Source organism: Micromonospora sp. NPDC005173, assembly GCF_040608515.1.
Classification (GTDB): Bacteria; Actinomycetota; Actinomycetes; order Mycobacteriales; family Micromonosporaceae; genus Micromonospora.
This window is the reverse complement of the sequence record NZ_JBEXIK010000041.1, coordinates 46,518-58,707: the sequence shown is the minus strand read 5'-3', so window position 1 is coordinate 58,707 and position 12,190 is coordinate 46,518. Positions and strand designations below refer to the sequence as shown.

At 71.1% G+C, this 12,190-nt stretch carries 13 protein-coding genes; 6 read left to right on the top strand and 7 right to left on the bottom strand.

The annotated features are described in order from the left end of the window. The 3 genes from ABZV00_RS30170 to ABZV00_RS30160 form a co-directional block, all read right to left on the bottom strand. On the bottom strand, positions 1–468 hold a 468-nt coding region (locus ABZV00_RS30170), incomplete at its 3' end, for an alcohol dehydrogenase catalytic domain-containing protein (RefSeq protein WP_355612360.1). Positions 469–628: 160 nt separating this feature from the next. Continuing rightward, on the bottom strand, positions 629–868 hold the full coding sequence (locus ABZV00_RS30165) for a 4-oxalocrotonate tautomerase family protein (RefSeq protein WP_355612357.1): 240 nt from the start codon (positions 866–868) through the stop codon (positions 629–631). 30 nt (positions 869–898) lie between these two features. Further along, the gene (locus ABZV00_RS30160) at positions 899–1,615 is read right to left on the bottom strand and encodes an SDR family oxidoreductase (RefSeq protein ID WP_355612352.1); all 717 of its coding nucleotides are present in this window, start codon (positions 1,613–1,615) and stop codon (positions 899–901) included. A 117-nt stretch (positions 1,616–1,732) separates the two neighbouring features. On the opposite strand from ABZV00_RS30160, the gene ABZV00_RS30155 reads away from it, so the two are divergent. The 3 genes from ABZV00_RS30155 (at position 1,733) to ABZV00_RS30145 (ending at position 5,595) form a co-directional block, all read left to right on the top strand. Next, positions 1,733–2,353, top strand: a complete 621-nt coding sequence (locus tag ABZV00_RS30155) for a TetR/AcrR family transcriptional regulator (RefSeq protein WP_328425442.1) — start codon at positions 1,733–1,735, stop codon at positions 2,351–2,353. Positions 2,354–2,444: 91 nt separating this feature from the next. Then, positions 2,445–4,127: an ATP-binding cassette domain-containing protein gene (locus ABZV00_RS30150; protein ID WP_355612349.1), complete on the top strand. Its 1,683-nt coding sequence runs from the start codon at positions 2,445–2,447 to the stop codon at positions 4,125–4,127. Then, complete coding sequence (locus tag ABZV00_RS30145; protein WP_355612346.1) at positions 4,117–5,595, top strand: aminotransferase class V-fold PLP-dependent enzyme; 1,479 nt, start codon at positions 4,117–4,119, stop codon at positions 5,593–5,595. Before ABZV00_RS30150 ends, ABZV00_RS30145 begins: the two co-directional genes overlap by 11 nt. Before the next feature lie 17 nt (positions 5,596–5,612). On the opposite strand, the gene ABZV00_RS30140 is transcribed toward ABZV00_RS30145, so the two are convergent. Together ABZV00_RS30140 and ABZV00_RS30135 are read right to left on the bottom strand one after the other, a co-directional pair. Next, a complete protein-coding gene (locus tag ABZV00_RS30140) occupies positions 5,613–5,972 on the bottom strand; it encodes a VOC family protein (RefSeq protein WP_355612343.1) in 360 nt (119 codons plus the stop codon). Between the two features lie 85 nt (positions 5,973–6,057). Beyond that, positions 6,058–6,456, bottom strand: a complete 399-nt coding sequence (locus tag ABZV00_RS30135; RefSeq protein WP_328425434.1) for a hypothetical protein — start codon at positions 6,454–6,456, stop codon at positions 6,058–6,060. Positions 6,457–6,794: 338 nt separating this feature from the next. Between ABZV00_RS30135 and ABZV00_RS30130 the strand changes: the two genes are divergently transcribed. Further along, a complete protein-coding gene (locus tag ABZV00_RS30130; protein WP_355612340.1) occupies positions 6,795–8,054 on the top strand; it encodes a family 16 glycosylhydrolase in 1,260 nt (419 codons plus the stop codon). 103 nt (positions 8,055–8,157) lie between these two features. Here the strand turns inward: ABZV00_RS30130 and ABZV00_RS30125 are convergent, their stop codons facing one another. After that, complete coding sequence (locus ABZV00_RS30125) at positions 8,158–9,456, bottom strand: DUF1479 domain-containing protein (protein WP_355612337.1); 1,299 nt, start codon at positions 9,454–9,456, stop codon at positions 8,158–8,160. A gap of 90 nt (positions 9,457–9,546) precedes the next feature. Between ABZV00_RS30125 and ABZV00_RS30120 the strand changes: the two genes are divergently transcribed. Together ABZV00_RS30120 and ABZV00_RS30115 are read left to right on the top strand one after the other, a co-directional pair. Beyond that, the gene (locus ABZV00_RS30120) at positions 9,547–10,719 is read left to right on the top strand and encodes an ROK family transcriptional regulator (protein WP_355612334.1); all 1,173 of its coding nucleotides are present in this window, start codon (positions 9,547–9,549) and stop codon (positions 10,717–10,719) included. 74 nt (positions 10,720–10,793) lie between these two features. Further along, positions 10,794–11,816, top strand: coding sequence for a DUF4331 family protein (locus tag ABZV00_RS30115; RefSeq protein ID WP_355612331.1), 1,023 nt, complete (start codon positions 10,794–10,796; stop codon positions 11,814–11,816). 87 nt (positions 11,817–11,903) lie between these two features. On the opposite strand, the gene ABZV00_RS30110 is transcribed toward ABZV00_RS30115, so the two are convergent. Continuing rightward, a complete protein-coding gene (locus ABZV00_RS30110; RefSeq protein ID WP_328425424.1) occupies positions 11,904–12,134 on the bottom strand; it encodes a DUF2188 domain-containing protein in 231 nt (76 codons plus the stop codon). Positions 12,135–12,190: the final 56 nt, after the last annotated feature.

Here is a 12,190-nt window from a genome sequence, read left to right as displayed (position 1 = left end):
CGTACGCGTCCCCCGGCTCCCCGGCCACGGGTAACCAGTACGCGTCGGCCCCCCGCCCGCGCCGCCCCCCGCCGCCCCCCCCCCCCCCCCCCCCCCCCCGGTGGGGCCCATCCCGGCATAGCCGTACGCCGCGCCCGGCCCCTCGGCCCGGACCCGCAGGCAGGCCGCCGAGAGCCCTCGGGCACACATCACGCACGTCCCGCAGAACAAGTGCGTGGGGATCACCACGCGGGTGCCCCGACGGACGGTCTGCACCGCGGCGCCCACCTGCTGCACCACGCCCAACGGCTCGTGGCCGAGCACCAGGCCGGGGTCGGCGCCGGTCCGCCCGTCGTACATGTGCAGGTCGGTGCCGCACATGGCGGTGGAGGTGATCCGCACGAGCGCGTCGGTCTCGGCCTCCAAGGTGGCGTCCGGCACCTCCCGCACCGCGACGCTGCGGACGTCCGCGTAGGCGACGGCTCTCATCCCGACTCCCTCATCAGCGGCGGCGGAACCGTCTTCCCCCGGCCGGTGCGTTCATGCCATCGGGGCGACGGGTCGCGCCCGCGCTGGTCAGCGCGGGCTCGACCCGCCGGTCGGACGGCTCGCCACTGCGGCGAATCCGTGCCGGCTGATGACCCCGGCCCTACTCGGGCACCTGGGCGCTCTGCTGTTGCCGGAACTGTTCCACCGGGAGGCCGCCGCGGCCCCAGTTCTCGGTCTCGACCTCGTCGATCACCACGAAGGTCGAGGTCAACGGCTTGTTCAGGACGTCGCGCAGCAGTTCGCTCACGCCCTTGATGAGTGCGGCCTTCTCTTCGGCGGTCGCCGCGGACGCGCCGGGTGTGCTGCCCTCGCGGGTGATCTGGATGGTGACGATCGGCATGGTCTGCTCCTCTTCCGGGGTTGGGGTGGGTCAGTGACCGGCGTTCTGGCCGCCGTCGACGTGCAGGATCTCGCCGGTGACGAAGGGCGCGGACTCGAGGTAGACGACGGCGTCGACGACGTCGCTGGTCTCGCCCATCCGGCCGACCGGGTGCAGGCCCGCGAGTGCCTGGTGCGTCTCGACCGGGTGCATCGGGGTCTTGATGATGCCGGGCGCGACGGCGTTGACCCGGACTCCGCGACCCGCGTACTCGATGGCCAGGGACTTGGTGGCCGAGCTGAGGCCGCCCTTGGTCAACGAGGCGAGCACGGACGGGACGTTCGAGTTGGGCTGGTCGACGAAGCTGGTCGTGATGGTGACGATGTGCCCCGCGCCGACGGCCGACAGGTGCGGCAGGACGCGCCGAGTGAGGTGGAAGAACCCGGCGAGGTTGACCCCGGTGAGCAGGGCGAAATCCTCGTCGGTGTAGTCGGTGAACGGCTTGGCGACGAAGACGCCGGCGTTGTTCACCAGGGTGTCGATCCGCCCGAAGCGGTCGAGGGCCGCAGCGACCACGCGCTCCGCCGTGTCGGCGTCGGAGATGTCGCCCCGGACCGTGACGATCTCCGGGTCGTCGGACACGCCGATCGAGCGCGAGGTCGCCACGACGCCGTACCCGAGCTTGCGATAGGCGTCCACGAGGCCGGCGCCGATGCCCTGGGACGCACCGGTGATCACGACGACCTTCTGTCCCTGACTGGTGCTCATGAGAACCACTTCCTGACTGGCCGGAGCCCTGGCGGCCGGGCCCTGACGGCCCTGCCGGATGACCACTAGACGACTGGTCTACTAAAAATTAGCCGACCGGTCGTGTATCTTCAAAGCATGGGACGGACCAGTGACGCGCGGAACAAGATCCTCGACTCGGCCGCCACGCTGATCGAGCAGCGTGGCTACTCGGCGCTGGGCGTGGCCGAGATCTGCGCGGCGGCGGGCGTCCCGAAGGGCAGCTTCTACTACTTCTTCGAGTCCAAGCAGGCGCTCGCCCGCACTGTCATCGACGAGCACTGGGCGACCCAGCGCCGCCAGTGGGAGCAGTTGCTCGGCAGCGGGCGCGACCCCCTGCGGCGGCTACGGGACCTGTTCGAGGCCACCGAGGAGATCCAGCGCGCCGGCCAGCAGAAGGCCGGCGTGGTCGCCGGCTGTCTGTTCGGCAACCTCGCCCTCGAACTCAGCAACCAGGCCGAGGAGATCCGCCGTCGGCTTCAGGAGATCTTCGAGGAACAGATCAACCTGATCGAGCAGGTGGTCGTCGAGGCGAAGGAACGTGGCCTGGCCGGCTCGTCGGTCGACACCCGCGAGGCCGCCCGGTCCATCGTCGCCCAGATCGAGGGTCGGGTCCTGCTCGCGAAGCTGCTCAACGACCCGGCCCAGTTGGAGACGCTGTGGCGCAACTGCCTGGACCTCCTCCAGGTACCACCGGAAGCGCGCACCACCACGGACTGAAGGGCCAGGACCGCACGGTCCACACCGGACGTAGCATCGGCGAGGCACGATATTCAGGCGGACCACTCCCCGACCGGATCGGGCACCCGACATGACGACCGAGCAGACCACGTCTCCCCCGCGCACCGGCGTCGGCATCACGGCCACTGGTCTGGGCCACAGTGTCCGGGGCGGTCGCCGGATCCTGGACGACATCTCGCTGGCCATCCAGCCGGGCGAGGTCGTCGCGATCATCGGCGCCAGCGGCGCCGGCAAGACCACCCTGCTGGAGACGCTCGCCGGGATCCGGCGACCCGACGCGGGCACCGTGGCGTACGACGGCGCCGCCGAGGTCGGCGCGATCGGTTTCGTCCCGCAGGACGACATCATCCACCGCGAGTTGCCGCTGGGACGCACCCTGCGGTACGCGGCCCGGCTGCGCCTGCCGCCGGACACCGGGCCGGCCGAGGTGACCCGCCGGGTCGCCGAGGTGCTCGCCGAGTTGCGGCTCACCGAGCGGGCCGCGGTGCCGGTGGGCCGGCTCAGCGGCGGTGAGCGCAAACGCGCCAGCATCGCCGTCGAACTGCTCACCCGACCGGGCGTGTTCTTCCTGGACGAGCCCACCTCCGGGCTGGACCCGGCGATCGCCGTGGACCTGCTCCGGGTGCTGCGGACCCTCGCCGACGCGGGGACCACGGTGGTGCTCACCACCCACCAGATCACCGACGTGGACCGCTGCGACCGCGTTGTCGTGCTGACCCGCCAGGGCCGGTTGGCGTTCGCCGGCACACCGGCCGTCGCCCGGGAGTTCTTCGGCCTGCGGTCCCTCGCGGAGGTGCACCTCCGGCTGGACGAGGAGACGGACCCGACGGCCTGGCCCGACCGCTTCGCCGCGTGCGACGACGGCGACCCGCCGGCCCGTACGGTCGAGCCGGGGGTCGACAGCTCGGGGCGTCGGCAGGTCGGCAGGTTGCGGCAGTGGGCCGTCCTCTCCGTGCGCAACGCGGAGATCGTTGCCCGAAACCGGCTGACCCTGGCGATCCTGCTCGGCTCGCCGCTGATGGTGCTCGGCATGTTCGCGCTGCTGTTCCGGCCCGGGGCGTTCGACCCGGCCCAACCGAGCCCGAACGTGACCGTGATGATCCTGTTCTGGATCGCGTTCGGCGGCTTCTTCTTCGGGCTGACCTACGGCCTGCTCCAGATCTGCACCGAGCTGCCGATCCTGCGCCGGGAGCGGCTGGCGGGTGTCCGGCTGGTGCCGTACCTGTTGGCGAAGGTCGCGGTGCTGCTGCCGCTACTGGCCCTGGTGGACCTGGCCCTGCTCGGGGTGCTGCGCGGTATCGACCGGCTGCCGCCGGCAGGCGGCGCCGACTTCGCCGCGCTGTACGCGACGCTGCTGCTCTCCTCGGCAGCCGCGCTCACCCTCGGCCTGCTCTGCTCCGCGGCCGTCTCCGACGCCGCCCAGGCGACGCTCATGCTGCCGATGCTCTGCTTCCCGCAGGTGTTGTTCGTCGGCGCGATCCTGCCGGTGCCGGCCGTGGCGGTCGGCGGCCAGTGGCTCAGCTACGCGATGTCGAACCGGTGGGCGTTCGAGGGCTTGGGACACACCGCCGGGGTGGAGCGGCTCTGGCGCGACGGCGGTTCCCCGCTCGGCCCGCCACTGCTGGCCACGTACGGCGACAGTTTCTCCCGGCCGGTGTGGGTGAACTGGCTGGTGCTCGGCGGGTTCGTGGTGCTCTTCCTCGGCGCGACCTGGGCGGTGCTGGCAGGTCGGGAGGCCCGCCGTGCGGCCTGAGCCGGCCCCCCACGCCGCGACCCGCACCTCGCCGACGGCATTGCCGGGGTACGCCGACACCGCTCCGATCGACGAACTGCGCGCCACCGAGTACCGGCACCTGGACCGGCACGGCCAGGTCTACCTCGACTACGCCGGGGCGGGGGTGGCCGCACAGGCCCAGGTGAGAGCCCACCACGATCGGCTGCTAACGGGCCTGTACAGCAATCCACACTCGGAGAACCCGACCAGCGAGGCGGCCGGTTCGCTGGTCGAGTCGGCGCGGCGCGCGGTGCTCGACTTCTTCCGCGCGGACCCGGCCGAGTACACGGTCGTCTTCACCCCGAACGCCAGTGGCGCCTGCCGGCTGGTCGGCGAGGCGTACGACTTCGGTCGGGCCGCACCGTTCGTGCTGACCTGGGACAACCACAACTCGGTCAACGGCATCCGCGAGTACGCCCGAGCGGCCGGCGCGCGGGTGCGCTACGTACCGCTCACCGGGCCGGAGCTGCGGGTCGCCGAGTCGGACCTGTCCACGATGCTCGACGCCGGCCGCGGCGGGCTGGCTGGGCGGTGGGGCCGGCCCGGCGGTCGAGGGCTGTTCGCGTATCCGGCGCAGAGCAACTTCTCCGGCGTGCAGCACCCGCTGGGCTGGGTGGAACTGGCCCACCGGCACGGGTACGACGTGCTGCTCGACGCCGCCGCGTTCGCACCCACGAACCGGTTGGACCTCAGCGTCGTCCAGCCCGAGTTCGTCTGCCTGAGCTGGTACAAGCTCTTCGGCTATCCCACCGGGGTCGGCGCGCTGCTGGCCCGCCGCGACGCGCTGGCCCGGCTGCGCCGGCCGTGGTTCGCCGGCGGCACGATCCGCGCGGTCAGCGTCCAGGGTGACTGGCACCGGTCGATGGACGACGAGTCGGCCTTCGAGGACGGCACGCTCAACTTCCTGAGCATCCCGGACGTCGAGTTCGGCCTGCGCTGGCTCGACACCATCGGCGTACAGCTCGTGCACACCCGGGTCGGCCTGCTCACCGGCTGGCTGCTGGACCGGCTGACCACGCTGCGGCACCGCACCGGCCGACCCCTGGTCCACGTGTACGGGCCGGCGACGGCTGAGGGCCGGGGCGGCACGGTGACGTTCAACTTCCGCCAGCCGGACGGCTCCCTGGTCGACGAGCGGCTCGTCGCGCGGGAATCGGCTGAGGCGGGCTTCTCCCTGCGTGCCGGCTGCTTCTGCAACCCGGGTGCGGGTGAGGGCGCGTTCGGGATCAGCCGGGGCTCCCTGCGCCGACGGCTGCTCGCGCGGGTCGACACGATCGACCAGTACCTCGGTGCGCTGCGGCTGCCGACCGGCGGCGCGGTGCGCGTCTCGTTCGGCCTGGCGTCCAACGCGGCCGACGCAGAGCGCTTCCTCGCGTTCGCCGAGTCGACCTACCTGGACCGCGACGCCACCACCGAGTCACCGTTGCCGCCCCGGCTGCGCTGCTGAGCCCGATCGTGCGCGCGTCACGCCGGAGGCTGGTGGGCGAGGATGTTGACGACGTGGCCGTTCGGGTCCCGGACGAAGAACCGGCGGACGCCCCAGGGTTCATCGGTCAGGTCGTGGACGATCTCGGACCCGGCGGCCCGCGCCGCCCGGTAGCTCGCGTCCACGTCGGCCACCTCGATGGAGACGACCGGGACGACCGGCGCGGTGGCGTCCTCGGTCATCAGGCTCAGTTGCACCTCCGGCCGGTCGGGGTCGGCCAGCGTGACGATCCAGCCATGGTCCATGACCACCCGCAGGCCGAGGACCGTGGTGTAGAAGGCGGTCGCCTCGGCCATCGAGGCGCTGTGCAGATCGGCGACTATTCGCTGGGCGGCCATGGCCACTCCCCTCGACTTGCGCTTCGACGGCGAACGCCCACCACGTGTCGGCCGTTCGCGGCCACCCGCTGTGGCCAGCGGAGCGTCAGCGGACCTGGGCCGCCGACGTCGGGCGGCGCTTCATCTCCTCCATGAACGGGAACCGGGCGGTCAGCTCGGCGAGCGTCAGCCCGGCGCGCCAGGCCGAGGCCAGCTGGGCCACCTGGACGAGGTCCATGGCGTCGCCCCGAGCCTGGACCTCACCCGACACCCGAAGGTCGACCATGAAGTATCGGGCCTGGGAGCCCAGCCCGACGCAGACCACACCCTGATCGGAGTGCAGCTCAGCGCAGGTGAACCGGCTACGCCCCTGCTCGGGGGCGGTCACCCGGCCGAGGTCGAGCTCGTGGCGGGCAGCGATCTCAATGAGCGCGGGGGCCAGACCACCCCGCTCGACCAGATCCGGGTAAAGGCGCACACCCAGCGCCGTCGACACGTCGCTCATGACTGACTCCCACTTCCTCGTGACAGAGACCAGCAGCGCGCAGGTTACGGGGATGTTTCCGGCGAGCCTCGTCATCCTGTCCCCCGTGGACGCCCCACGGCAATAGGAAGGGTCGATTCGACCGCTTTCGTGGTAGCACGTGTCCGCGGTCCGGGGCGGACCAGCAGGCCCCGCGGGTGCGGGCGCTCACCCGCGAGCATCGGGCGGTGACCACCCGTCACCGTACTGGTAACACTCTTGACAGAAAGCCAGCATATCGACATTCTTCGTTATAGAGAGCGCTCTCCTACGTTCTCCGGGCGCGAAGCCTCCGCCATCCCCTCGCTGAGGAGCCTCCCGTGTTCACAGCCCGTCCCACCCCCCGCCTCCGACCGTTCGTCCTCGCGGCGGTCGCCCTCATCGCCACCTCCGTGGCGCTCGTCCTCCCGGCCCAGAACGACCGGGCCGAGGCCGCCATCGGCCCGATCAGCTGGCAGGACGAGTTCAACGCCCCGGCCGGCACGCCCGTCGACCAGAACAAGTGGCGGTTCGACATCGGCGGTGGCGGCTGGGGCAACAACGAGCGGCAGTACTACACCAACAGCACCAGCAACGCGGTGCACGACGGCCAGGGCAACCTGGTCATCACCGCCCGCCGGGACAACCCCGCCAACTACCAGTGCCACTACGGGCGCTGCGAGTACACGTCGGCGCGGCTGCTGACCGCGGCCACCTTCAGCCAGACGTACGGCCGGTTCGAGTCCCGGATCAAGATCCCGCGCGGCCAGGGCATCTGGCCGGCGTTCTGGATGCTCGGCACCGGCGGCGGGTGGCCCGACGCCGGCGAGATCGACATCATGGAGAACATCGGCCGGGAACCCAACACCGTCTACGGCACCGTGCACGGGCCCGGCTACTCCGGCGGCGGAGGCATCACCGGCAGCCGCACCCTCGGCGGCCCGCTCGCCGACGGCTTCCACACCTACCGGGTGGACTGGGAGCCGAACGTCATCACCTGGTACATCGACGGGGTGCAGTACCACCGGGTCGACCCCGCCCGGCTCGGCGGCAACCGGTGGGTGTTCGACCACCCCTTCTTCATGATCCTCAACGTGGCGGTCGGCGGTAACTGGCCCGGCTACCCGGATGGCTCCACGCAGTTCCCCCAGCAGATGCTGGTCGACTACGTCCGGGTGTCCAGCTACACCTCCGGCGGTGGCGGCGACCCGGCTCCCGGCACCAGCCGGATCAGGGGTGCGCAGAGCGGGCGCTGCATCGACATCCCCAGCGCCAACCCGGTCGACGGCGCCAAGCTGCAGATCTGGGACTGCAACACCACCGCCGCGCAGGCCTGGACGTTCGCCTCCGACGGGACCGTCCGCGCGATGGGCAAGTGCATGGACCCGGCCTGGGCCGGCACCGCCAACGGCACCGAGGTCAACCTGGTCACCTGCAACGGCAATCCCGCCCAACGCTTCACCCTGAGCGCCGCTGGCGACCTGGTCAACATCAGCGCCAACCGGTGCGTGGACGTCCGGGACGCCAACCCCAACAACGGCGGCAAGCTGCACCTGTGGGACTGCACGGGTGCGGCCAACCAGAAATGGTCCCGCATCTGAGGCCCCACGTACCACCGGCGAGTGGGCCGCCCGGCAACACGTCCGGGCGACCCACCGTCGTCCGTGGGCCCGCCGCGACCGGACCCCGTCGGCTGGTCGGCGATCAGTCGAGGCCCAGGCCACGCCGCCCGGTGGGATTGAGGTCGTCGGGCTGGAACCGGTTGGGCCAGCTGCGCTCGTAGTGCTCCGCCGGGAAGTCCGTCGGGCTGGACCCGGTCTGGAACGCCTCCCGGACAGATACCGAGTACCGCTCGTTGCGCGGGCACCACGGGGCCGCGGGGATGTACATGACGTTGCCCCAACCCTGTTGGCCCTGGACCGGTGCCACGCTGTGGATCATGTCGCAGTGCCACCAGACGGAGTCGCCCGCCTTGACGTCGGGGATGCCGGCGAGTGCCTGCATGAGCAGCGGGTGCCACGTCTCGTTGGCAGGGAAGACCTGGTTGACCGTGACGCCGCACATGTCGTCCGCGGGCACGTCGGCGAGCAGCGGCCGGAGCATCAGGTAGGCCATCGCCTCGGGGATCGGGACGGTGTGCAGCACCCCCTGGTCGTGGTCCATGTCGGAGAGGGCCGTCCAGCCCTGGAAGGTGCGGAAGGCCGAGCACATGGTGGTGCCGGGGTACTGCGGTCCGGCGGTGCGGTGGGCCGGGTCCCAGGGGTTGTACTGCTCGACGGTGCCGTCGAAGAGGTGGCGGAAGGCCTTCTGGTACGCCTCGGTCATCCACAGGTCGAGGGTGCCGGGATCGAGGTGGGTACCGAGTCCGTTGGAGTCGGCGCCCGGCGGCCGGCGGCGGATCCGGTCCGGGTAGAGCGAGTCGCGGTCCGGGTCGAACCACCGCACACCCTCGGACTCGTGCTTCCACTGCCGGTTGAGGAACGCCTGCACCCGGGCCATCCGGTCGCTCTGGCGGGCCTGCATCTGCGCGGGCGACCAGTAGACCGGGTAGATCTCGGGCTTGGACCCCACGCTGCCGAAGAAGTCGTCGGCGGGACCGCGGTAGGCCTCGGTGAACCCGTTGCTGTCCACGTAGTCGACGATGCCTCGGTCCCAGTCGAGGGCCTGCTGGCGGTCGAAGTGGCCGCGGACGACGAGGCACCCCCGCTGGCGCAGTTTCGCCAGCGCCTCCGCCGGCACGGTGCCGGCCTCGATGTCCGCATACTCGATGACCGGCCAGATCGTCTCGCCGCGGTCCCTGGCGGCGGCGATCTCGTCGACCTTCGCCTGGACCCGCCGTTCGACGACCGCGAACACCTCCTCGACCGTACGGCCGGAGGCCTCGATCCGGTCGCGCAGCGCGGCCTTGATCTGGCGGATGGCGGCCGGGAGGTCGTCCGGGGTCGACTCCCAGTGCGGCAGGGGCGGGAGCGGGGCGACGGCCAGGGCGGGCTGGGCGTTCATGGCGCGACTCCTTCTAGTTAGGGCTCCTTCTTGGAAAGACTGTAGGGGTCGGGCACCCTTCTAGGCAAGACTCCTGCCTAGAATCGCGGGGTGACCATCGCCAAGCCCTCGCTGGAGCTGCTGCGCACCCTGACCGACGAGCACGTGCTGCGGGAGTTGATGCGGGCGCGGCGGCTGACCCGCGCCGACCTGGCGGCCCGCAGTGGCCTGTCCAAGCCCACCGTGGGCGAGAGCGTGCGCCGGCTGACCGATGCCGGCCTGGTCGTGGACACCGGAGAACGGACGCCCGGCGGGCGCGGCCGGGGTCGCGTCGGCTCGTACTACGCCCTCGCCGACACCGTCGGCACCGCCCTGGCCATCAGCATCGCTCCCGACGGCGTGGTGGTCGAGCGGGTCGGCGCACACGGCGACGTCCTCGGGCGGACCCGGCACGACATCAGTCGGCCAGCCCGGGCCGAGCAGGTGGCCGACGCCCTGCGCACCGCCGCCGCGCAGGCGCAGGAGGGCACCGGAGAGGCCATCCGGCTGGCGGTCGTCAGCGCCGCCGACCCGGTGGAACGCGCCAGTGGTCGCCTGGTCCGACTGCCCGACGCGCCGTTCCTGCTCGGCGAGCTCGACCCGGTCGAGGTGCTGACGCCACAGGTCGCCGGCCCGGTCATCGTCGACAACGACGTCAACTGGGCGGCGCAGGCCGAGCGCGACACCGATCCGACGGGCCTGGGCGACTTCGCCTACGTGTTCCTCGGCGAAGGACTGGGATGCGCGATCGTCAGCGACGGCGAGGTACGCCGTGGCCACTCCGGAGTCGCCGGCGAGATCGCGCACCTGCTGACCACCGGCCCCCACGGTCAGGCGACCCGGTTCATCGACGTGTTCGCCGACCTCGACCTTCGACGCGCCGGCACGACGGCCATCGACATCGATCGCGTCCGTCAGCTCGCCGCAGTCAACCGGCAGGCGCTGGGGCGGGCCGTCAGCGGCGTGCTCGCCGCCATCGTCGCGCTCACCGACCCACGACTGGTCCTCATCGGCGGCCCCTGGGGCAGCCACCCGGCGATCCTCGACGCCATCACCACGGCCTTCACCCAGATGCCCCGCCATGTCGAGGTACGCCCGGCACGGCTGACGAAGGAACCGTCGCTGACCGGGGCCCGCGCCGAAGCCCTCGACCGTCTCCGCTCGGCCATCATCGCCCTCCCCCAACGGACGGACCCCTCGGCGACCCTCCGGCTCCCAGACCAGCAGGACCACGGATTCGGCTGATGACGCGAGGGGTGTGAAGGTCGCCGCTATGTTCGGATTAGTCCTATAAATCCGGCATCACCGGGAGTGAGTCCATGTCGCATCACCTTGACACCCCCCTCGCCGCCCAGAGCGGTCAGCTCTTCATCAACGACCTGTTCGTCTTCAACGGCGACCGCGCCACGGTGTTCGTCATGGACGTCAACAGTTCAGTGACAAAGGCCGACATCAAGCGCGGCTTCCACGCCGAGGCGCGCTACGAGTTCAAGATTCACTTCAACGGCGCCGAGGTGGAGGGACTGGCCTACCGGCTGGCCTTCGGTGAGCCGGACGGTGACGGCAGGCAGACGCTGGAGTTGTACGAGCTCACCGGAGCCGATGCCCGCGACGACGGCGCGATGGGCACTCCCATCGTCCAGGGCCACAGCGGCGAGGTGTCCAGCGGCGGCAACGTCCGGGTCTGGGCCGGGCGGATCACCGACCCGTTCTACATCGACCTCGGCGAGCTCGCGACCGTCAACGCCGCGATCAAGAACGGCGCGAAGCTGGACCGCTCGGCGTGGCGGGCCGACAAGGCCACGAACAGCTTCGCCGGCACCACCGTCGAGTCGATCGTCCTCGAGGTGTCCCATGACGAGCCGATGCTGCGTGACGGCACCGAGATCGGCGTCTGGTGCCGCACCATGCTGGCCACCGACGCGGGCGGGTGGCGCCAGATCAACCGTGCCGGCCACCCCATGATGTGGCCGATCTTCTGGCCCACCGACACCGACTTCACCAACCCGGCCAACGCGCGGCACCCCGGCGAGGATCTCAAGGAGGACGGCGAGGAGATCGCGTCCGCGGTCGCGGGGGTCGTGGCGGCGAACGGTACGGCGCCGGATCCGCAGGCGTACGGCTGGAGCGTGGCGCGGCAGCTCTATCCCGACGTGCTGTCGTACCAGGTCGGCACGCCGGCCAACTACGGTTTCGCCGTCCGCAACGGACGCACCATGGCCGACAACGCACCCGAGGTGATGTTCTCCCTGGTGCTGAACACCGGCATGACCTCCGGCCTCACCCCGGACGGGACCAAAGGCGCGCGCGCCGACGCGTTCCCGTACGTGGTGCCGGCCTGATCGGGCCGCCTCAGCTCCCGACGGCGGTGCCACAGGCTGACCTCCTCGGTCGCGCCGAGGAGGTCAGCCCGCAGGATACGGAGGATGTCAGCCCGGGATGTCTCGCGGGTCGCGGCTGCGCGGGTAGGTGTTCTTCTCCCCGATCGTGCCGTCCTGCTTCTTGATCACGTGCTCGACACCACGGTCGGCCGCCATCTCGCGACCCTGGGTCTGCGCGTCGGCCTTGCCCTCATGCGTGCTGCTGGCTCGCTCGTTGCCCTCCGGGCGGTTCTTCCACTGCCCGTCCTCTTGGTACGTCTCGACGTCACCCTTGGCCACGGCCGGCTCCTCCCTGCGTCTGGACTGTTCGCCAGACACAGTGCCCCGAGCCGTGT

What these genes read in the sequence shown, in the direction of transcription:
- ABZV00_RS30115 (WP_355612331.1), top strand. Translation starts at nt 10,794, where the DNA reads ATGTCGCATCACCTTGACACCCCCCTCGCCGCCCAGAGCGGTCAGCTC.
- ABZV00_RS30155 (WP_328425442.1), top strand. Translation starts at nt 1,733, where the DNA reads ATGGGACGGACCAGTGACGCGCGGAACAAGATCCTCGACTCGGCCGCC.
- ABZV00_RS30135 (WP_328425434.1), bottom strand. Translation starts at nt 6,456, where the DNA reads ATGAGCGACGTGTCGACGGCGCTGGGTGTGCGCCTTTACCCGGATCTG.
- ABZV00_RS30165 (WP_355612357.1), bottom strand. Translation starts at nt 868, where the DNA reads ATGCCGATCGTCACCATCCAGATCACCCGCGAGGGCAGCACACCCGGC.
- ABZV00_RS30160 (WP_355612352.1), bottom strand. Translation starts at nt 1,615, where the DNA reads ATGAGCACCAGTCAGGGACAGAAGGTCGTCGTGATCACCGGTGCGTCC.
- ABZV00_RS30150 (WP_355612349.1), top strand. Translation starts at nt 2,445, where the DNA reads ATGACGACCGAGCAGACCACGTCTCCCCCGCGCACCGGCGTCGGCATC.
- ABZV00_RS30140 (WP_355612343.1), bottom strand. Translation starts at nt 5,972, where the DNA reads ATGGCCGCCCAGCGAATAGTCGCCGATCTGCACAGCGCCTCGATGGCC.
- ABZV00_RS30125 (WP_355612337.1), bottom strand. Translation starts at nt 9,456, where the DNA reads ATGAACGCCCAGCCCGCCCTGGCCGTCGCCCCGCTCCCGCCCCTGCCG.